Annotated in this window: 16 protein-coding genes; 11 read left to right on the plus strand and 5 right to left on the minus strand. The window is 37.6% G+C overall.

The window, feature by feature from the left end; genetic code table 11:
• The first annotated feature begins 233 nt into the window (after window positions 1–233).
• From ABFX33_RS14960 to ABFX33_RS14995, 8 genes are all read left to right on the plus strand, one after another.
• Complete coding sequence (locus ABFX33_RS14960) at window positions 234–500, plus strand: YbjQ family protein (protein ID WP_346086669.1); 267 nt, start codon at window positions 234–236, stop codon at window positions 498–500.
• Window positions 501–537: 37 nt separating this feature from the next.
• Window positions 538–1,821 (plus strand): SIR2 family protein, encoded by a 1,284-nt coding sequence (locus ABFX33_RS14965; protein ID WP_346086670.1) that lies wholly within the window; start codon window positions 538–540, stop codon window positions 1,819–1,821.
• Complete coding sequence (locus ABFX33_RS14970) at window positions 1,811–3,676, plus strand: ATP-binding protein (protein WP_346086671.1); 1,866 nt, start codon at window positions 1,811–1,813, stop codon at window positions 3,674–3,676. The genes ABFX33_RS14965 and ABFX33_RS14970 overlap by 11 nt, the downstream gene beginning before the upstream one ends.
• An 8-nt stretch (window positions 3,677–3,684) precedes the next feature.
• Window positions 3,685–3,894, plus strand: coding sequence for a KTSC domain-containing protein (locus ABFX33_RS14975; protein ID WP_346086672.1), 210 nt, complete (start codon window positions 3,685–3,687; stop codon window positions 3,892–3,894).
• A gap of 5 nt (window positions 3,895–3,899) precedes the next feature.
• On the plus strand, window positions 3,900–4,880 hold the full coding sequence (locus ABFX33_RS14980) for a PIN domain-containing protein (RefSeq protein WP_346086673.1): 981 nt from the start codon (window positions 3,900–3,902) through the stop codon (window positions 4,878–4,880).
• A 246-nt stretch (window positions 4,881–5,126) separates the two neighbouring features.
• On the plus strand, window positions 5,127–7,034 hold the full coding sequence (locus tag ABFX33_RS14985; protein ID WP_346086674.1) for an ATP-dependent nuclease: 1,908 nt from the start codon (window positions 5,127–5,129) through the stop codon (window positions 7,032–7,034).
• A 1-nt stretch (window position 7,035) separates the two neighbouring features.
• Complete coding sequence (locus ABFX33_RS14990; protein ID WP_346086675.1) at window positions 7,036–8,076, plus strand: hypothetical protein; 1,041 nt, start codon at window positions 7,036–7,038, stop codon at window positions 8,074–8,076.
• Window positions 8,077–8,205: 129 nt separating this feature from the next.
• Complete coding sequence (locus ABFX33_RS14995; RefSeq protein WP_346086676.1) at window positions 8,206–8,394, plus strand: hypothetical protein; 189 nt, start codon at window positions 8,206–8,208, stop codon at window positions 8,392–8,394.
• A 324-nt stretch (window positions 8,395–8,718) separates the two neighbouring features.
• Here the strand turns inward: ABFX33_RS14995 and ABFX33_RS15000 are convergent, their stop codons facing one another.
• The 4 genes from ABFX33_RS15000 to ABFX33_RS15010 all read right to left on the minus strand — a co-directional run bounded on the left by ABFX33_RS15000 (window position 8,719) and on the right by ABFX33_RS15010 (window position 14,077).
• On the minus strand, window positions 8,719–8,985 hold the full coding sequence (locus ABFX33_RS15000; protein WP_346086677.1) for a hypothetical protein: 267 nt from the start codon (window positions 8,983–8,985) through the stop codon (window positions 8,719–8,721).
• A gap of 152 nt (window positions 8,986–9,137) precedes the next feature.
• On the minus strand, window positions 9,138–9,428 hold the full coding sequence (locus ABFX33_RS26755; RefSeq protein ID WP_428835658.1) for an RNA-binding domain-containing protein: 291 nt from the start codon (window positions 9,426–9,428) through the stop codon (window positions 9,138–9,140).
• 100 nt (window positions 9,429–9,528) lie between these two features.
• Window positions 9,529–13,305, minus strand: a complete 3,777-nt coding sequence (locus ABFX33_RS15005) for an nSTAND3 domain-containing NTPase (protein ID WP_346086678.1) — start codon at window positions 13,303–13,305, stop codon at window positions 9,529–9,531.
• A 253-nt stretch (window positions 13,306–13,558) separates the two neighbouring features.
• Window positions 13,559–14,077 carry a hypothetical protein gene (locus tag ABFX33_RS15010; RefSeq protein WP_346086679.1) on the minus strand — a complete coding sequence of 173 codons (519 nt, stop codon included), beginning with the start codon at window positions 14,075–14,077 and terminating at the stop codon, window positions 13,559–13,561.
• A 585-nt stretch (window positions 14,078–14,662) separates the two neighbouring features.
• Between ABFX33_RS15010 and ABFX33_RS15015 the strand changes: the two genes are divergently transcribed.
• Genes ABFX33_RS15015 through ABFX33_RS15025 form a run of 3 tightly spaced genes read left to right on the plus strand, consistent with a single transcriptional unit; the run spans window position 14,663 to window position 20,688 of the window.
• Window positions 14,663–18,043 (plus strand): SusC/RagA family TonB-linked outer membrane protein, encoded by a 3,381-nt coding sequence (locus ABFX33_RS15015; RefSeq protein WP_346086680.1) that lies wholly within the window; start codon window positions 14,663–14,665, stop codon window positions 18,041–18,043.
• Window positions 18,044–18,053: 10 nt separating this feature from the next.
• Window positions 18,054–19,412 carry a RagB/SusD family nutrient uptake outer membrane protein gene (locus ABFX33_RS15020; protein WP_346086681.1) on the plus strand — a complete coding sequence of 453 codons (1,359 nt, stop codon included), beginning with the start codon at window positions 18,054–18,056 and terminating at the stop codon, window positions 19,410–19,412.
• Between the two features lie 19 nt (window positions 19,413–19,431).
• Window positions 19,432–20,688, plus strand: coding sequence for a TlpA family protein disulfide reductase (locus tag ABFX33_RS15025; protein ID WP_346086682.1), 1,257 nt, complete (start codon window positions 19,432–19,434; stop codon window positions 20,686–20,688).
• Between the two features lie 75 nt (window positions 20,689–20,763).
• On the opposite strand, the gene ABFX33_RS15030 is transcribed toward ABFX33_RS15025, so the two are convergent.
• On the minus strand, window positions 20,764–20,988 hold the full coding sequence (locus tag ABFX33_RS15030) for a hypothetical protein (RefSeq protein ID WP_346086683.1): 225 nt from the start codon (window positions 20,986–20,988) through the stop codon (window positions 20,764–20,766).
• Window positions 20,989–21,320 lie beyond the last annotated feature (332 nt).

Genomic DNA, 21,320 nt, shown 5'->3' on the forward strand with positions numbered 1-21,320 from the left:
CCTATCTTCGTCCTAAGCTAATACCTATTTGTTGAAGTAAGAGATAAAGAAGAGAGCGTAAGCTATTTATGTTTGTACGGTTTCCCGTAAGCTATAGTTTTTTTGACTAGCTATCTTAGCCTTAAATACGATGTAATAATCTAGGTAGTTGATATTGATAAACACATTAATTCAAAATAAATAACGGTGTTCGGTGTAGGTATTAACCTAGCCCGATTGAAAAGAATAATGCCATGATAGTAACCACAACCAATTCCTTCGAAGGAAGGGAGATTTTACGATATTATGATCCAATAGCTGCCAATGTAGTTATAGGTACCAATATCTTTAGTGATATAGGGGCGAGCTATGTCGACTTCTTTGGCGGTCGATCTACCAGCTATGAGAAGAAGATGCAGGAAATGTACAAGCGTGTTACCGAAACGCTCAAGCAACGTGCTCAGGCTATCCCGTATTTTTTGCTAAGTAATTGTGAATATTTTTCCATCAGAAAATTTTAAACTTAACTTCATTATTAATCTACAAAGCCATTTTATTATGAGTTACCATGACCCTATTCGCCAATCTAAATATTTAAGACAAACCCTGTCTCAGGATAAAAAGCCTGTAGGTTTTTTCATTTCAGCCGGATGTCCGTTGGCTGTTACTATGCCTGAAGGAAAATGGCCATTAATTCCTGACGTAGCCGGTTTGACAAAATATATTAAAGATGAAATAGACAAAGAAACAGCTGTTATTGTTGATGCGTCACGATGTTTTGCAGATGCATATACTCAACTTATAGAAGAAGTGGTAAAAACAGGAAAGACTAATCCAAATATCGAGGATATTTTGAGCTTTTTGAGGGGGATGATGCAAGTCTCAAGAGGTTCTACCAACATTAGAGGATTTTCTGAAGCTGAATTACAGAATCTTGAAAAGGTAATTTGTCAGAAAATTGCTGAGAAATTGAATGTGGAATTACCGGATAATAAAACACCCTATCATAAATTAGCTAAATGGGTAAACAATATTGATCGGGATACCCCTATTGAAATATTTACTACTAATTACGATCTATTATTAGAGGAAGCATTCGAGTATTTAAAAGTTCCATATTTTGATGGATTTGTAGGTACGCGATTTCCTTTTTTTGATTTAAGGGCTGTGGAGGATAACTTGATACCCAATCATTGGACAAGACTATGGAAAATTCATGGATCTATAAACTGGTATCTTAAAGATAATAAAGGCGTTTATCGTTCCACTAGTTTAGAAGAATGTGATTCTTATATCATCCACCCTTCGCATCTTAAATATGATCAAAGCCGTAAGATGCCATATTTAGCATTAATCGATCGCTTGAATAAGTTTTTAAGACAGAATTCAGCGGTATTAATATTATCTGGCTATTCTTTTAGTGATGATCATTTAAACGATACGATATTGAATGCACTTAGAGCAAATCCCACAGCTATAGTAATTGCGTTACTGTTTGGAGATTTAACTAAAACCACACAAGAGGAGGACGATGGAGGTGAAATAATATCCAAAACAATCATTAACTATGAAAAGGCTCTTGAGTTGGCAGAAAATAGATCTAATCTAAGTATTTGGACTTTCGATGAGGCTGTGATTGGTGGACTTCGAGCAAAATGGAAACCGATGAAATCAGACTATGATGCAGAGGAAAATATCGGTAATGCTGTAAGACCAATTAAAGATGAGGATCAAAATATTGTTGGTTACAATTTTCATCTTGGAGACTTTGCTGTTTTAGGGGACTTTCTTCAAGAATTAATTGGCAAGGAACAATTTAAAATAGAACAGTATGGCCTTTAAATCTACTTATTTAGGAACAATTCAGGATGTTAGTGGTACTTCCTTAAGTGTTTCTTTAGATAATACTGCACCATCCGGGCTTACTTATGTGGATGGAGAAGGATATCGTATTGGACAGATTGGCTCCTTTGTGAAAATACCTATTGGTTATATTGATCTGTTTGGTATTGTCACACAAGTGGGAGCTAGCGCGGTTCCAGAAAATCAAGTCTTAGCCCAACCTTATGGATATCGATGGATAAAAGTACAATTGATTGGTGAGGGACAGCGGAACGGTTCTTTTCAAAGGGGAATATCTCAATATCCTACAATCAGTGATGAGGTACATCTGGTCTCAGAAAGTGACTTAAAGAAGATTTATGGACAGCCGGATAGGCCATACTTCGTAAAGGTAGGCCACATAGCAGGAGCGGAATCCATCCCAGCACTAATTGATATCAATAAATTGGTTACTCGCCATTCTGCTATTGTCGGTACTACGGGGTCGGGAAAATCAACGACCGTTGCAAGTATTTTAAATGCGATTTCTGATCCGGTTAAATATCCATCAGCTAGGGTAATAGTATTTGACTTGCATGGTGAATATGGTCACGCCTTAAAAGACAGGGCAAATATTTTCAAAGTAAATGCAGATAAAACGGCCGGAAGTATTGAAAAGGATTTATTTATTCCTTTCTGGGCATTAAACTTTGAAGAGCTAATTGGAATTAGTTTTGGACAATTTAGTAATGAAAAAGACTACAATTCAGTTTTAGAAAGGATAACGAATGCTAAATTTAAAAGCCTAGAAACCTATCCAAAAAATGGAATAGATACTGATTCAATGAATGTTGATTCTCCTATTCCATTTAGTTTAAATCATCTTTGGCATGAACTATATACTAAAACATTAGGCAAATTTTATCCAGATAGAGCTGGTAAACCATTAGCTTTTGAACTTGATGATGACGGTAAAGAGATGAAGGGAGATCCGATCAAAGCTATCCCGCCAGTTTTTAAACCTGTAAATACTAATACTGCTAACGGAGACCGTGTGCAACATCCTACAGATTCACCATTGGCGAATAGTCAACAACTACATTCTTTAGGTTCAAAATTAAGAATTCCTCGATTTGATTTTTTATTTAAACCAGGCGATTGGACTCCTGCCGAAGATGGTAAAACAAAGAAAGATTTAGATTCTTTATTCCAAGAATGGATTGGAAGCGATAAACCTATTACAATAATGGATTTATCAGGTGTTCCGAATTCTATCCTTAACACCATCATAGGAGTTTTATTGAGGATCATTTACGACGGACTTTTTTGGGCGAGAAACTTGTCACAAGGAGGTCGAAACAGACCATTGTTGTTATTAATGGAAGAAGCGCATAACTATCTGAATAACGAAGGTAGTGCATTGCCGGTAGTCCAAAAAATAGTCAAAGAAGGTCGTAAATACGGGATTGGAGCTATGATTGTAAGCCAAAGGCCTTCAGAGGTAAATTCCACCATTCTTTCTCAATGCGGGACATTCTTTGCCTTACGATTGGCGAATGCCACAGATAGAGGGCATATTACGAGTGCTGTAACAGATAATTTAGAAGGATTGACAAGTATGTTGCCGATTTTGCGAACAGGTGAGGCTATCATACTTGGTGAAGCTGTAAAACTCCCTATGCGGACATTAATTGATGCTCCACCTAAAGACCGGCGACCCGATAGTCAGGATCCAATCATCTGCGACGAGCAAGGAGATGAGGATTCTATGCATCCCGGAGGATGGGGAATTAAAATGGAAGAAAACCCTAATTATGAAGAATTTTTAGAGACTTGGAGAGCCCAAAGTCCATTTGTTAAACGTATCATTAAATAATTAAAACTATGAACAGACAGCCGGTTACATCGTCAAACATTGCATCGATAGGATATGATGCAAATTCACAAACATTAGAAATTGAATTTTTAAACGGTGGCATATATCAATATTTTGATATACCTCAACACATTTACGACGGCCTAATGAGTGCTGATTCACATGGACAGTATCTAGCCCAAAATGTTAAAGGAGCATATCGTTACTCTAAAATTTAATATTTATGTCGTGTGTTTTTATTGATGCAAATATTTATCTGAGATTTTTTGATAGTAACCAAAAAGAGTTTAAGAAACTTTTGGAAGAATTGGAAAAAATCAAGACTAAAATCTTTGTAACCCGACAGCTTGTATCAGAGGTTAATAGAAATAAACTAGATGTATTTGCTAGTTCAATAGTAAATTATACCGCTGATGTGAAAATAAAAAAAGTACTAATTCCAGAGCATTTCCATCAAGAACATCATAAAATTGATGTTCTTGACTGGAATAATAATAGAATTGAATTGTACAGTTCTAATTCAAAATTAATGGAAAGTCTAGATTTATTTTTTGATGAAAATTTAAAAGAAATCTCAAAATCTTCCGATGCTGTATCTCAAAAGTTAAAATCAATTTTTTTTAATGTTTTAGATCCGGATGAAGATGTTATCACCTTAAGCAAAATTAGAAAAGAATTAGGGAATCCCCCAGGTAAAAAAAATGATCCACTTGGAGATCAGATTTCCTGGGAGCAGTTCAAAAAGAATGTTAAGGATAAAAATATTAATGAAATTTGGATTGTATCTAATGATGCAGACTTTTTTACAATATACAATAAGAGACTGCATTTAAATCCCTTTTTAATGGATGAGTTATTATCTATCAACGATTCGTTAAAGATCAATCTATTTCAATCTTTAACAGACGGCTTGAAAGATTATGCTCAGAAAAATCCAGATGCAAGCCTCATTAGTAGTGACGAATTAGAGGCAATTGGAGTAGAAGAAAAAAAATTTACAAGAACAAGTGTATCTTCTTCAAATATCGCATCGATAGGTTATGATGTAAATTCACTGACTTTAGAACTTGAATTTCTAAATGGGGACGCTTATCAATATTTTGACGTGCCACAGCACATCTATGAAGGATTATTGAATGCAGGCTCACACAGTCAATATTTTGCTCAAAATATTAAAGGAATATATCGATACTCTAAAATTTAAAGTTTAAAATTATTATGGAAAGATACAGAAATTCAGGAAGAGGTGCAGGCGTCTCCTCCTATTGAATAGGTGCTGATTATATTACTTTAAAGTTTTCAGGTTCTTTTCGAAGTTATCGATACAGTTACCGAAAAGCAGGAAAAAACCACGTAGAAATTATGAAAAGACTTACCCAAAGTCGTAGTGGTTTGAATAGTTACATTAACCGAAGTGTGAAATATTTGTACAACTAATAATACCATCCCTATGCATATAGCAAACATTATCATTTTCAATTACCGTAGTTGTAAATTTCTGGACCTAGAATTATCACGAGAGCATCCTAACGTGTTTATAGGGTTAAATGATTCCGGTAAATCTACAGTTCTACAAGCATTTGACTTATTATTAGGTAATAAGCCTAAATATAGTTCATATGGAGAGGGAAGTTACAAAAGTGATTTGTCTAATTCATTGATAAGTATCGAGAAAATTAATGCTATTTTAGAGAATAAAGACTTGCCTTTATTTGGTTTTTCGGACGATTCCACATTGATAATTGGTAAATTAGTTTATAGTGATGATGAAGTTGAAAAATATATAGATCTAAACCTGACCGCTGCATTGAAATGGTCGATTGAATGCAATCCTACCAATGTATTATGGATTGCAAAAAGATATTATAACAATCGAGTCCAAACATACTTAATTTCTTCAGAGGCAGATGAACCCTTAGAGCTCTGGAATGCTACACAAGCGACAATAAATGGAAAAATTAGAGAATTAGCTATTACCAATGAAGAGATCGAAAATGAAAACAGAAGAGGAAGATTTTCAAACTTCGAAAAAATAAGAGCTGTTTATGGTAAATTGAATTGCTCACTAAAATGGGTAGATTATAACTTTGGAAAGAGCGATAAAGATGTATTTCCGTCCTTCAGCTTATTTGATTGGCATACATCACTTGAAGAAATTATCTCTACCGCAAACGCGATAATGCAAGAAGAAATTAATGAGCACATAATACCCATCAAACAATTGGCAAATGATTCCGCGAGAAAAGCTGAGGAGGCAATTAATCAAAAGTTCGGAGAAATCAGTTCGATTATCAAGGAAGTTGCTAAAGAAGTAGAAGGCATTAGTTCAAAAGTACATTTTGATGTCAAGGAAAAAATTTCGGATATAATGGTTACTAAAACCAATAGTGACGGCCCAATTCATCTCGAAAATCAAGGTGAAGGATTAAAACGTCAAATATGGTTTTCTTTGATTAAAGCGAAAGCATCCACCCAAGAAGAAGGTGAAACTAAATTTGTTTGGGCGTTTGATGAACCCGAAACGCATTTATATCCAGGAGCACAGAGAGAGTTTTTTGATATTCTAAACAAGATTTCGCTTGGGAATGTACAAACATTAATCAGTACACATTCAACTATTTTTATTGATAAATCTAATCTCGACAAAATAAATAGTGTCAAAAAAGAAAACAATGGTTATACAGAAATCAACTTTTGTAAGGATATTGATTCGATATTCTTATCATTAAGTGTCAAGAACAGCGATTTTTTATTCTATAATAAATTTTTAATTGTCGAAGGCGACACTGAACTATACTTGGTACCGCAACTTTATGAATTATATACTGGTAAATCTCTAATAGCAGATAATATTCAGTTATTGAATATTCAAGGGAAGAATAAGTGGAATGAAAACAAAAGAATCATAGATAAAGTATTAGGGGATTTTAAGAAATCAGAAGACCAATTAATTTTTTTGTTTGACAATGATATGAGTTTTGAAATTGGGAGAGGTGTAGTTACTGAAAATATGTTTTTTGTGGGAGAGCAAGACATTGAAGATTCCATTGGTGATGAGGTGTGGCTTAACATTCTCAATGACTATTATCAAGGAATATTAGAATTCAATTTGGAAGAGATCAATAGTTGGAAAGAATCAGTAGCAAAAAATGCTAAGTGCAATGATTATGAAAAATTTTATCCAATCCTTAAAAAGGCAATAAAATTAAAGTGCGAAAACTCAAATATTGAATATGATTCTGTAAAAAAAATACCGTCAAAAGGAGCTGAATCTGCTGAGTTCCTTCTCAAATTTATGAACACTGAAAATACTATTCCTTTAAAAATAAAGGAAGCATTCGATAAATTAAGAGTTTAATATGTCAACAATAAAGATAAACCAACAGCTTAAACGCTTAGAAATAAAAGAATTTGAAATCGAAAATCAAATCGTTTTCAACTATTTCGACAATCTTCCGGCGACAGAACGGGACGAAAAACTACTCCGGGCCATATACATCGGAGTATTAGCACTAATGGAAGACCGTATGTCTGCGTTTCTTTCCAAAACCAGTAATGAATTGGGAACAGAACTGGAAAGCCTCAAAATGATCTTTGATATGAAAAAGGAGCTGTTTTACAAGTCCTCTATCAAAGGAATATTGGCGGAGGATGAAATAGCGGATTTTCTCAATAGATATTTTGCAGAGAAAAGATTAAAAGACCGTGCAATACTAACTGGAAATACAGCAGGAACTATTCCGAGAAATAAAACGGGTGATATCATTTGTGAAGTAGATGGTAATCCCAATCTTAGAATTGCTATAGAATGTAAATTCGACAAGAGCGTTCGGTTAGGAGATATTGAAACTAAAGATTTGTTCACACGGAAAACCGATACCGCCTGGAGCCAATTGCTCGAAGCCCAGGCCAACAGGGATGCTAAAGTAAGCCTAATGGTTTTTGATATTTCCTTGGTAGATAATTCTATTCTACGGGAATTTGAAAACGTGGGATATATTCCTGGTGTGGGGTTGATTGCCATTATCAACTCTCAAAAAGGCGATTACTCCAATTTGGCAATTGCCTATATGCTAGCGAGAGACATCGCTTTAAATGCCAAACAAGTGGAGCTGGATAAGGATTTGTTGGTGATAATGGTCAATCGTGTTATAAAAGATATCAACGAAATAACTACGATAAGAAATCTGGTCCATAATAACATTGAGAATAATAAAGCTATCCTGAAACAACTGGAAAAAAGTATATTGTTAATGGAATTTAATCAACAATACCTTAAAAAATTCCTAAACGATGGTACATTGACAAAAGAGGATTTACTGAATTATTATCAGGGCGAAGATGTAAAAGACAGGTTTAGGTATATAGAAAAAGAAATAGATAGTCTTGGTAAGATTTAATCAATGAAGGTATGTTTAAAATGTTCAATTATCATCTAATGACGATTTAAAAACTGAATGGGGAAAATTTGAATATAGCATCCCTAGCTAAAATCGAAAAAAATGTCTCACGCCTAAAAAAGATTAAAGATGGCAGAAGAAACTCATGACCGCTTTATAGTATCAAGCGAAGCTCCAAAGAAACTCTTTGAATTAGATAGCAGTCACCGAAAAACAGTTATTATAAAAGATCTTGACTTTGGCCAAAAAGCAAGAATTTGGACTTTTATATTTTTTCATACTGGAAGCGAGCGTAATATTGCTTTATCTGATTCATAAAGATTGGATCGACGGACTTAGTGTCGTTAAATAAATCTTTTTCGCGCTTGGCCATTTTTCCGAAGGTTGTGGGAGTGAGTTTAATAATCTCATACAGGCGTTGACTAACATGGTGTTCAAATGCTTTGGATTCCAGCACGTCTTTGAAAACTAGGAAAGGTGGTTCAGTCATTCTTCCTGACGAAAAGGAACCATTAGTTAAAAACTTTAGAACAATGCCACTTATTTCATCTAGAGAAAAATAATAATACCATCCTTCAAAACCATTTTCCGAAACATAAGCTATTTCTGGAACGGGAAGATATATACGCATTTCATCGCAAGTCATATATTCTCGCTCAAACAAAATGGTAGATTGGTAATAAAATTTTGCAGTACCGAGATATGCAACAGGGCTTGGGTAGAAGTAGCAATAGGCTTCGGTAGAATGAAATTTCTCGGGTTGAGAAACTTTATCTTATACTCTGGATGGTTGTTGTTGTAAGCACATTCGGAATTGCCCAGATCCTTTGTCCACTCATGTGGAGACGAAAGAAGGTATTTCATCTTCTCGTAGGGACGGACACCAAGGTAAAATCGTTCTCGCCACATGTATTATATATTGAGAAGGTCTACGGAGGAGTCAATAGGGATATTACCAATACGAGTATAAATATGGTTTGCCCTCACATTTCTTTTGCCGTCCGGGTAAGTGGTCGTTAAATAATATGGTTTGCGAGGCTGATCGATTATCTGTAGCACATCTATCTCTTTTTGGTCGATGATGTGTGTATAATATCAGGTCTAACATGACCTGCAAAAGCTTTACCACGTAGAAAGTCTATAAACTGTTGTTGATTTTTTCGGTTTGGCATTCCAGGAGATAAGCCCACTACATTTGACCCCGTGCTCGGGTCTGATACTCCATAAATCAAATATCGATCACCTTTATGCCTGGCATTTGCCAAGCACAATATGTCGTGTAAGAGACCTGCATTATTATCGTGGGGGATTTCTTTAAAATCCCAGTAATTCCCCTCTTTTCTGCTATTAATAGGTTGCCTGGATTATTTCTACCTGCTCCAAGATTTTGTGGTTAAATTTTATACTGTCAATTACTTTTGCGCTTAGAAATTATTTGGGATGATAATACGATTAATAATACTCATCCATAAAATCCCTTTTCATTTCCCTTTTAATATCTTCTTTCTTCCACGCTATGAGTTGTTCAAAGTAAGCTATGTGTTCGGCGTAGTTAAGGAGGTCGGGGAGTGTGTTTATCATGTTTATGATGCTTTGATAAAAATCTATTCTGCGCTGATACACGGGAACCCAACTTCCATACGTGCTTCCACTTCGGCCGAAGTCAATTTTTTTGGTAATCTCTATATCCTTACGCAGCAGAAGGAAATCCCTGTAATAAGGAATTATCCATTCGTTATAATTTTTATAGACCATCTCCATCAGTATCAACAATACTTTATCGTTTTGAGCGTGCGTTTGGGTCAACTTAATAATCAGTGATTTTGCCTTTTTCGTACTACTCTCGTCAGCGTTTTTTAAGCTGAACAAATTGAAGATTGCTTTTTCGTAAGTCGAACTGAACAGTTCTTTATCTAGAACATCTAACAGTAGATTCTCCACCAGTTCCTCATATTCAGGGTATTCCCATAATAGGCTGGTGTTGATGTTACTAAGGTCTATCCTGGCTGAGTATCCTACGCCTATAGCTCCGTTGGTAAAGCTCTCGTGGATGAATTTTCTATCCAGATCCAGCATTGTCCTTAGTTCCTTGTCTTCATAATCAAAATCGGGATCAATTTCATGCTGTGCCCAATACGCACTTTTTAGTAGCTCGGTATGGTTGGAAAAGTATGATGCGCATTCTGAGAAAAAATCGTAACCAAAAGGATCACTTGTCCGATTTTTTCTCGACAGTATAAGGTTCGTGAGATAAGTAATGATATTATGGCTGCCTAATTCGAGGTCTTTCGCCTTATAATTTTCAAAAGCCGTCCAATATTTTAAATAGTCGTGCATGTGATGGACGTTGACAGATTTGTTACCATTGCTAAAGAGTGCCAAAAGGAGTTTTAAGAAATGCTCGTTTATCTGTTGTTCTGGTAAAGACGTCACCAATACAGATTCCCAGAAAAACCTGTCATCGAACTCGTAGCTGTCCACGATGCTGAAGAGTTGTTCTCCTGTGATAATCTCTTCTTGTATCGGAATATGGAAAACCAGTGAGGTCAACGGAAAATGGACTTTTCCGCTAAAGTGCAGTCGTAGCGCATTTTCAAATTGAGCTTTATCCTTTCTTGCAATAGCGATATAAATATTTGTCGCAGGGGCCTGTATATACCTGGCGGAACTGCCTTGTTTTTGATTGTACAACGAATTAACATTTAGAAGCAGTTGTTCTAAATCTGGCCAATCACTCCCGTTTACGACGTCATTTATTTTGTTTAACCTTTCTTTTTGGCGTTCTTCCAAAGATTTACTTTTTCTGTCTTTCCAATCCGGCTTTAAAAGATCAGACAATTTCTGTATATCCGAATTGATGAAATCGGTCCAGCTTTCAGGAATTGCTGTCGCTACTTTTTCCAGATGTTCTGAGAGAGATGTTACAAACTTACAGTGGGAAGATTGTCGATGATCCAATTTATCGGAAATAATTTTTTCATAAATCGGCAGTTCATCTGCGTATAAACTTTTATCTATATCACCTCCGGGATGAACGATTTTCATCAGTACTTTAGCACACTGTTTATTTTCAATTTCAAACAAATCGTAAAATTGAGCAAGAATGCGCATTCTCAGATATGATAAAGCCTCTGATTTATACAGATCGAAATTGTAAAAGTTAAATTCATGCCCTTTGGTAGGGCCATGTTGGGTATAGTGCCATCCCAGCAATGCTTCTGACAGACGAAGGAAAATACCATTTACAATTGTTTTTTGCGTATCATTCCATTTTTCGTCCAATAGGACATCGAAAAGCATATTCTGTCTTATATATCGGTGTTCTAAGTCTTCTATCTTATATTTGAAATCCTCATTAATAGATTTTGAAATTTCAGGCAACAGACTTGGTTGACGTTCTGCAAGTTCTAAGGTCAGTTTCAGAGACGGGTTTAAATACTCGTTAGGATGGTTCCAAAAGCGTTTTAAGAGTTCGAAATGTCTTGTGTTAGACTGAAGACTATTTACGCTATCGAAGTTAAGAGCGTCTGGATGCTCTTCCTTAGGCAAGCTCTGTATCCATTTTTTTAAGTACAAGAGGCAATCCATTCCCTTATAGATCCAAAATAGATCATAGAAAGCATATTGCTGCTCGTCATGGGACCTGATTTGCTCGCTTACCTTATTCAGGTGAGGCAAAACCAATTTCTTAATATGGTGATAGGTGAACGTGTTATTTACGTCGACCAGCGTAATACGGATTCTGTTGGCATGCTTTTCAATAAAAGTGGCAATCCAATCCCCATAATTAATCACAGCGGTCTGGTCATCGATAAAGCATTTATATAAAGCGTAGGTTGACAAAACCTGGTCTGATACCTTTACTATTTCATCAGCGTATACATCTACCAATTCGTTGTTGTGCAATTCAAGGATAGCAGACCAGAGTTCATTCCAGTCAATTCCAAATTTATCTTCAAGATCAGCCTTCAGTTTTTCGTTATTTCTGTCCAGAACACCAAAGAAAGAAACAATAGCAAGAGATTGTAGAACTATTGCATTATCAAGAATGCCAATTTCCTCCGATATCTTTTTGAAATACTTTTCATATAGCATTACAGGGCTATCCAAATAGTTCGTTTCCGAATTAGGCGTGACTGAATAGGTGGCCATCAGGGCCACTCTCGCATTTCCTTTAGCCAGATCGACTATTTTTTGCTTTATCTCACGATGATATTGGAGATTGGGGAGCGCTGCGATAATTATGTTCTCTATTTCTGCGTCCTTGAATTCAGGAATATTAAACTCCTTATAGGACCAATCTTCCAAGGCAGCTGATACCTGTTTTTTCACGTAGTCCCGGGATGTAATGACCAATTTTGCTGCGTACGATTTTGACTCCCTGAGTTTGCTGAGTAGGTAGTTTAGATTGTTGACAGACTTGTTGGCATCGTCAAATAATATAATGTACTGCTTGCTCGGTAAAAAAAGATGCTGATAGTCGTCCCACAGCGGTACACCTGAACTTTGAATGACTATGGGTATGTGGTCTGCTTTTGAAAGCTCATCCAGTATCTTTATCGCTAATTTCGATTTTCCTACACCGGCACCACCTGACAATAGTAAGATGTCGTGCTTCTTTAGTGCTGCAATCCCGTTTTTTATTTCTTCTTCTCTGCCAATAAATTCATTGGTGAGTGATGGCTGCAGTCCGGTCTTTGTTTTGAGAAGAAAATCCTCAAGTGGATAAATATCTCCCTTTAAAATTGAAATCTCTAAATACTCTTCCGCCAGTTTAGGAAACTCATAGATAAGCATTGGGAGATTCTGAATATTTAATACCTCGAATTTAGCTTCGACATGGTATGACTTTACTTTGGCATCTAACAAACCATGTTCTTCGACGGTGATTTTCTCGTTACATGCTAAAACTACTTTAGCCACTTTTTTTTTATTGATGGCTGTCTTGCCTTCTTCAAAGCAATGGTCTATATCATTGCTGAGCTTCTTAAAGAAAGTTTTAGCGTCTTTGATTTTTTCTTGCGTAGTACACTCGACAAATATGTATTTGTCGCCATCAAAAAAGAAAGAATCCGGAGTCCCTTTACTTGTTTTTTCTTTGCCCACGACAGCACCAGGTGCACCTATGAAATTATTTCCCTGCAAATACAATAAGTGATTTACTAGCGTTTGAAATTTTGCTTGATCTATTGCCTTTAAAGCATTTTCAATCTGGGTAAGTGTATTCATAGGTTACCTTATATTATTTCTATAAATATATAAAATACTACGCACTTTACTATGCGATTGGTAAGCAAAACCCCTCTTAGCGGCGGGTATTAACTTATATAAACAGTATATCCCACTTCGTAAATTTATAATTTGATGTTTTATTAAGTGTTTCTAGCTTTTGATAATTCCTTTTTTCTTTAGTGTTAATCCTAAGATCGCTAATGCTTCGCCCTAAACACTTAAACATTTTAGAGATTTCAAAAGAACAAAATTATTTGGATTTATAGATATTTACTTCATTGCCATCAACTATCGCAGTACCAGCGACGGTAATGTATTTACTGTTCCTCCTCATGGAACTAGATATATATGAGCTAGAATAATTCCATCCCAAAGATTCAAAAAGCCTTTTGATTTTATCGACTATCATACCTGTTGAACAAAACTCTTTGTTATTCAACAGGTGATAGGTTATCGCATAAGTGATGCTTGGTCGTTTTTCTAACAAGCTAGAATATGCAACATTATTCTTATGGATTTGTTTTAACTTATTACGAGAATCAACTTCTATCACCATGTATTGTTTATTAAGTTCTATTAACGATTTGTCAAAAAATGGGCTTGCCACATTAATTGCATCTATGTCAAATAATGACTGTCCTTTCCTTATCCTAGATAGTGTTCTAGTTGATTTCTCAATGAGATTTGCAAAATCATTATCTTCAATGCCATTACTGTCAATTAGCTTCAGGATATTTTCAGTAATTACTTTTCTATTTATACTGGTCATAAGTCAAATATGGCGCGCTATCGAATTACAAAAAGTGACATTTAATTCTTTTTTTGTAATTTGTTTCTTATCTTTGGTTTAGGAAGAGAGCACATGCTTTCGGAAAGAACTTAGGTATTTAAAACAAAGAGTCTTGCGGCTACATTTTCTGACGCCGTAACGCAAGGCAGTAGTTATGGATACCCATTGTCTATTCTTATATAAAAGCTTTTATTATATTTGCTTAATAAGATAGATATGGGGCTACTGTTAGTCTGTGTTACGTTAGGCGTCAGAAACTTAATTTGTAGCCACAGCATGTAGCCCTATATTTATCAAGCTACCTCCTGAAACAAGACTCGTTTAACCAATAACGAGTTATGATTATTAAAAACAAAAATTCAAAAAATCCCAATCCACCTTAGTTCTATTAAGGCTACAGGTCTTTATGACCTTCCGAAAAAAGTGTCATTGTAAATATATCATCTGCTTTGTGTAACCAATTAGAGACTACTATATCGGAACATTTTTACGAGTTATTCTAATGACCTGATCCAGCGTCTCCGCGAGGAAAGGGGAAAATTATGACCATTTTAAAACCTTAAAATGAACAATTTTATAAGGACTGGGGAAGGTATTGCCTGTTCGAAACAGGCAGCCCAGTATGTAAATTTAATAAATGCACAACCTACGTGTATTGAAAGTAAAGCATATAGCTTAAGAGAACTATTAACCATAAAGACTCTTTTAGTAATTGCTACTGTATTTCATATGTTTAGTTTGTCGGCTCAGACGCCCCGCAAGGACAGCGGGACCGATGGGCCTACTCGACATGAGTTAAAAGGGCAGGTTCTATCTCATGATGAAAAGCTATTACAAGGGGTGTCCATCCGTTTGGATGCTGAGAATTTACAGATTAAGAGTGCCAATGATGGCACTTTCCAACTACTGGTCAAGGATCGAAAAGGCAAGATAAAGTTCACTTATGTCGGCTTCAAAAGCCAAGAGGTCAGGTACACCGCTGGCACCGATCTTGTGATCAGATTGATACCCGAAGAGAACCAACTCGAAGAGGTAGAAGTGGTCTCCACAGGATACCAAAAGATTCCCAAGGAAAGGGCTACGGGTAGTTTTGAGTTTGTGGACAATAAACTGCTCAATCGAAAGGTATCCACTGATTTCGTCAGTAGGCTAGAGGATGTGGTGCCCGGCTTTACGTCCAACAAAACTGGAAATAGCCGGGGTAGCTACTTAAATGTAAATGTGAGGGGGCTGAGCACACTCTTCTCTGAAAAGTTTCCCTTGATTGTTATCGACGGTGTACCTTACGATATCTCAAATCCAGGGCTCGGACCGGGGATTTTTACCAATATTAATCCAAATGATATTGATAATGTCACCGTACTAAAAGATGCCGCCGCCGCATCTATATGGGGTGCCCAGTCTGGGAATGGTGTTATTGTGATCACGACAAAAAGGGGTAAGTTCAATGAGCAGACCAAGCTTTCGTTTAACTCGAATATCAGTATAAAAGCAAAGCCCGATCTATATTACTACCCGCAGATGAGTAGCTCAGATTATATCGATGCACAACAATACATCTTTGATCAGGGGAAATATAAAAGCTGGTTTAAAAACAAATTTAGAAATCCTCAGCCTGTCCTATGGTTAATGTATGCTAGGAAGAACGGTACACTATCTGAAGCCGATTTTGACGAGCAGATAGGACAGATGAAAGCTGCTGATCTGCGGGACGATTTCCTGAGATACATCTACCGTCAAGCTGTCAATCAGCAGTATAATATCCAGTTGCAGACGGGGAGCGATAAGGTAAATACGCTATTTTCTGTTGGCTATGATAAGAACCTGAACGACGTGGTTACTTCTTCCTTTAAGCGACTGAACTTAAAGTCCAATACGCAGATCAAACCTGTCAAGAACATGAACTTGGATATTGGTCTATCGTACACAGACTCCAAAAACGAGAATTCATACTTTTCGGTAGCTTATAACCGTATGGCAAAAGGGGTAAAGAATTACCCTTATATGCGGCTTGCGGATGCAAATGGCAATCCATTAGCGGTAGATATCAGTGGGTTGAATCCTACATTCAGAGATACGATAGCCGGCGGTAGGCTATTGGACTATTCTTATGTGCCACTCGACCAGTTAAATGACTCTAAGGAGACGCAACAGATACGTGAGTTCTTCACTAATATCAATGCAAGCTATTCCTTTGACTTTGGGTTGAAATTAAACTTGTTATATGCATATCAAAGGACGATGAATCCAACGGAAATATGGAAAGGTATAGGCACCTTCCAGCTGCGGGATGAGATCAATTCTTTCGCAAGTTGGAATAACAATGCGGTTACTTGGAATCTGCCGGTAGGCGACTTTTTGGGAATCGTAAACTGGGATAGCTACAACCATCAGAGTAGGGCGACAGCAGACTACAGCAAAAAATGGAATGAGAAGCATGAGATTTCGCTGTTTGCCGGTGTAGAGGTACGCAAAAATGAGCAGAAGGTAACCTCAAGCCAATACAGTGGTTATGATCCAGAGACCGGCGCATTTAAATCTGTGCCTTATGGCATTCAGGTGCCCATGTTGAATGGTCTATTCGGAACCTCCACGATAACGGATGTAAATGTATTTAAGCGGTTCCGTAATAACTTTGTGTCTTACTTTGCCAATGGAGCTTATACCTATGCCAACCGCTATTTGCTGAGCGGCAGTTTTCGTAAAGATGCATCAAATCTATTTGGGGTGAAAAGTAATGATCGCGGTCAGCCATTCTGGTCTGTCGGTGCTGCCTGGATCTTGTCAAACGAACCGTTAATAGCTAATGGTGTCTTTAACTTCCTAAAGCTCCGGGCTACCTATGGCTATAACGGTAATGTGAATAATTCGGTTTCAGCATATCCCATCATGTCGATACAGAGTGAAGCACATTATATGACCAATCAAAACTATGGTATGATCATGACGCCACCTAATCCCAGACTACGATGGGAGCGGATAGGGATCACAAATGTGGGGCTTGATTTCTCCCTCCGGAATAATAGCTTATCAGGTAGTATAGAGTATTATGTGAAAAATGCGAAAGACCTGATTGCGCCGGATCGTATTGACCCGAGTACAGGCTTCTCTACCCTGATGGTCAATAGTGGTAATATCCGCACCAAGGGCTGGGATATCTCACTTAATAGTATGCCACTACAACTAAAAAACTGGACATGGTCAAGTAATCTGGTCTTCTCATACGCGCGCACAAAAGTGCTGAAATCATATGTCCAAAATGAAAATGGAAAGGATTTTATCAGTTCAGCGCAGTCTGGAACCATGACACCTATCGAGGGAATGGATCTGTATAGCCAGCTGGGTTATAAATGGGCTGGCTTGGATCCCAGTACGGGTGAGCCTCGTGCGTATATCAACGGGGAAATCTCCAAAGACTATACGGCGATATTGGGCCTTAATGTCAGAGATCTTGAAAACTATGGATCCACGGTACCACTATATACAGGTGGATGGCGGAATAGCGTCCGTTATAAAACGGTGGAGCTGTCATGGAATATTTCTTATCAATTGGGACATAAGTTTTTGAGAAATTCATTTGACAATAGCCTGTTCTTAAATAGTGATATCGGACATACGGATTATGCCTTGCGTTGGCAGAAACCGGGAGATGAGCTACATACCGATGTACCAGCATTTAAATATCCGGCGGATCTGGGCAGTCAGGTCTATATGCGCTCATCGGCGCTATTGGAGAATGGGGGGCAGATCAAACTGCGCGATATTCAATTGTCCGTTAGCCTGCCGTCGCTATCCCGTTTCAAAGTACACAATGCTAAGATCTATGGGTATATACAAAACGTGGGGACGATATGGCGTGCTAATAAATTCGGAATTGATACGGAGTATGGCTTTAATATTCCTGATCCGATGATGTCCGCGCTCGGTCTAAGTTTTAATTTTTAATCCGATTATTATGAAAACACTATATTTCTCTATTGGCATGTTCACCATGATGATGTTGGCTGCCTGTAGCAATTTTTTGGAAGAGAAGCCTGATATCAAAATGGTAATCCCCAAAAGCTTAAATGATGCTGAGCTATTGCTCAATGACTATAGTACGATGAATGCAGCATATCCTGCTGTGGGCGAGTGGGGCACTGACGAATACTATGTCACTGCAGAAACCTTTGATGGAATGATGACCGTGGATCAGCGTAATGCTTATATCTGGAAAGATGAGCCTTACTTTGATGTAACACAGTGGCAGGGCCCCTATAAAACTGTCTTTAACGCCAATCAGGCGCTCGAAATCATAAGCAAGCTAGGAGAGGAGGTCAAAGGTGAAAAAGGACAGCAGTTAAGTGGAATTGCACATTTCTTTAGGGCATTTGCTTTCCAGCAGCTGGCAGAGGTGTTTGCACCGCCCTACAATGCTGCAACAGCTTCGTCGGAACTAGGCATCCCGTTGCGTCTGGATCCGGGTATCGATGCCTCATCTGAGCGGGCGAATTTAAAGCAGTCCTATGAGCAGATTATTGCGGATTATAAAATTGCCGCCTCTTTATTACCGCCAAAGGAGGCTATACCCGGCCGTCCCTCAGCTGCAAGCGCTTACGCAGGTCTATCTAGAGCTTATCTTTATATGGCTGAATATGAAAAAGCATACCAATATGCTGATTCTTGTTTGAGACTACATGCCGAATTAATAGATTTTAATAATCTCAATACGGGTGTCGAGCTGCCTATCGGACGATTTAATAGTGAAGTTTTATTTGCCGCAATCGCGAACAATGCGGGGCCTATGAGTCTAAACAATGGATTGGTGGATTCCAATTTATACGCTAGTTATACTGCTAATGACCTTAGAAAGCAGTTGTATTTTAGGAACAACGACTATCCCAAAGATTCGTATAGTTTTAAAGGAAATTATGATCAGTCCTTGGCAACTCTTTTTGTAGGGCTAACGACAAATGAGATATATCTTATCAAAGCCGAATGTGCCGTCCGTATCGGGAAGGTAAAAGAAGGATTAGCCGCACTAAACGCATTGCTAAAAAATAGGTTCGATAAAAATAGCTTTACGGCAGTGACCCAAACTGATGCCTATATCCTGCTATCTAGTATACTGCAGGAGCGTCAGAAAGAACTATTGTTTCGGGGAAGGCGTTGGTCTGACCTGAAACGGTTAAATCCGGATCCAAGATTCCAGAAAACTATACAAAGAAATATCCGAGGGCTAACGTATAGCTTGGCACCTGATAGTCGGAAATATGCTTTCCGGTTACCGGAGCCAGCAGTCCTTATAGGGAAAATACCTCAAAACTTACGCTAAACAATTAACACTTTAAAACATGAATCATTTCAAACAACTATTCGTTTCATTTATCTTATTGATCCTGACGATTAATACCTTTGCACAGACTGCTGAAAATATAATATCCAAGGAGGCTTTAAAAATCGGGGATACCTTTGTACCCCCCAGTGCTATCCAGCAAATGCGCGGAACAGGAAAACCGTTGGATCTTCAAAAGCTAGCAGGCAAAGTGGTAATATTGGATTTTTTTGACACCTATTGTGGCACTTGTATACAGTCTATGCCCAAATTGCAAAAGCTACAGGACAAGCTGAAAGATAAAGTTCAGATCATCAGTGTAACTTGGCAGGATAAAGCAACCATCGACAAGTTCTTCGCCGGGAACAGTTACCTTAAAGAAAACAAGGTCAACTTGCCCGTTATCTATGCCGATGTTTATTTAAAACAGCGGTTCCCGCATCAAAGTGTACCGCATGTGGTATTTCTTTATAAAGGAAAGGTTAAAGCAATAACGAACTACAAGTCTGTAACCGAAGAAAATATACTGGAGCTCTATAAAACAGAATTAATAGAATTGCCCTTAAAGGATGATTTTGGTAAGGGGGACCTGATGGGAAAAAAAATGGAGGAAACTGAGTCTGTTAAATATGGTGTTTGGATCGCTGGTTATCAAAACGGCGCCCCTTTCGAATCCTTAAAAATAAAAAAAGACAGCCTGACAAATATGATCAAAACCTCTTTTTACAATGCCTCGATCAGTAGCGCCGTTAAATTTATTTGGGCAAAAATAAGTCCGGCTGACTATGTGCCAAGGCCGGAAAGACTCGTATTAAAGGTTAAAAATCTGGATCAATACCAAGATGTTGAAGCTAAGGGAGGCGTATGGTCGCGGGAGCATGCGCTGTCCTATGAACGATTGGATAAAATATCAAGACCGGATTCGGTACAGGCGAGATTGGTACTGAATGACCTCCACAGTTTTTTAGGGATACGATCGTATAAAGTGATGAAAAAGATTCCCTGTCTTATATTGCAGCCCTGTCCTGTACAGCCTACCCCGAAAGATACGCTTGCAAAAGGAATGGTATATGAAAATAGTGCTGTCTTGGCGGTCATGACGGATCTAGGCGGAAAATTTCCACCTGTTTTAGACCGTGTCAATAGCAAAGAAAAAATACAGATTGCATCCTATGAAACCCTGGCGGAATTTAACGCACAGCTCGCAGCGTATGGCATTGAAGCAGTACTGGGCGAGGAGGAGATGGAGGTATTGGTGATAGAAGAAATAGAGTAGAGCGCAAAAAATATAGGGTATGAATTTTCATACCCTATTACTTAGCTAGCTAACGCTGATGTCTTAACGATATTCCTATCGCGATTTTAATCGCACATTTGTACCGTTTACCTGATTTTGCAATGAGTTAATGATTTCATTTTTCAATGCATCAGTGATAACCGGTGAACCTGCAGAATTTGTCGCCTGAAGGGCACACATCTGTTCGGTAGGTGTTGGACATGATGGTGGAGTTTCTCCGGCCAATGTATAGTGTGATGGTTGTGATGGGTCTGAACCCGTAAAGTTGAACCAACTCATGATTATGTCGGCTTTTACATGATTTAAAAGCCATAAAATTTAAAGTTCCTAATTTTGTTATATGAATATTCCGTATATTCATAAGGGTTATAATTGATCATCTTGTATATAACAGGATGGCCACATAAAAGCTTCCATACAATGGAGGCTTTTATTCCTAAAGTGGTCTTTATTCCCTTACCCATGGAGGGAAAGACTGCAAACTTGCGACGGTATCTTTTAATACCTTTTTCTAAATTGCTCATGACTCATTTGTTTATTTTCCTTAATCCTATGATTTTTTACTGTTTAGCACTTTTATCCCAGTTGTCTATTACAAAGGAAAGGACATT

Source organism: Sphingobacterium ginsenosidimutans (genome assembly GCF_039536865.1).
Taxonomy (GTDB): Bacteria; Bacteroidota; Bacteroidia; order Sphingobacteriales; family Sphingobacteriaceae; genus Sphingobacterium; species Sphingobacterium detergens.

Coding starts and splice junctions, on each gene's coding strand:
- ABFX33_RS14985 (WP_346086674.1), top strand. CDS start 5,127: ATGCATATAGCAAACATTATCATTTTCAATTACCGTAGTTGTAAATTT.
- ABFX33_RS14995 (WP_346086676.1), top strand. CDS start 8,206: ATGGCAGAAGAAACTCATGACCGCTTTATAGTATCAAGCGAAGCTCCA.
- ABFX33_RS15010 (WP_346086679.1), bottom strand. CDS start 14,077: ATGACCAGTATAAATAGAAAAGTAATTACTGAAAATATCCTGAAGCTA.
- ABFX33_RS15015 (WP_346086680.1), top strand. CDS start 14,663: ATGAACAATTTTATAAGGACTGGGGAAGGTATTGCCTGTTCGAAACAG.
- ABFX33_RS15000 (WP_346086677.1), bottom strand. CDS start 8,985: ATGTGGCGAGAACGATTTTACCTTGGTGTCCGTCCCTACGAGAAGATG.
- ABFX33_RS14975 (WP_346086672.1), top strand. CDS start 3,685: ATGAACAGACAGCCGGTTACATCGTCAAACATTGCATCGATAGGATAT.
- ABFX33_RS14965 (WP_346086670.1), top strand. CDS start 538: ATGAGTTACCATGACCCTATTCGCCAATCTAAATATTTAAGACAAACC.
- ABFX33_RS15025 (WP_346086682.1), top strand. CDS start 19,432: ATGAATCATTTCAAACAACTATTCGTTTCATTTATCTTATTGATCCTG.
- ABFX33_RS15005 (WP_346086678.1), bottom strand. CDS start 13,305: ATGAATACACTTACCCAGATTGAAAATGCTTTAAAGGCAATAGATCAA.
- ABFX33_RS14970 (WP_346086671.1), top strand. CDS start 1,811: ATGGCCTTTAAATCTACTTATTTAGGAACAATTCAGGATGTTAGTGGT.
- ABFX33_RS15030 (WP_346086683.1), bottom strand. CDS start 20,988: ATGAGTTGGTTCAACTTTACGGGTTCAGACCCATCACAACCATCACAC.
- ABFX33_RS14980 (WP_346086673.1), top strand. CDS start 3,900: ATGTCGTGTGTTTTTATTGATGCAAATATTTATCTGAGATTTTTTGAT.
- ABFX33_RS14960 (WP_346086669.1), top strand. CDS start 234: ATGATAGTAACCACAACCAATTCCTTCGAAGGAAGGGAGATTTTACGA.
- ABFX33_RS14990 (WP_346086675.1), top strand. CDS start 7,036: ATGTCAACAATAAAGATAAACCAACAGCTTAAACGCTTAGAAATAAAA.
- ABFX33_RS15020 (WP_346086681.1), top strand. CDS start 18,054: ATGAAAACACTATATTTCTCTATTGGCATGTTCACCATGATGATGTTG.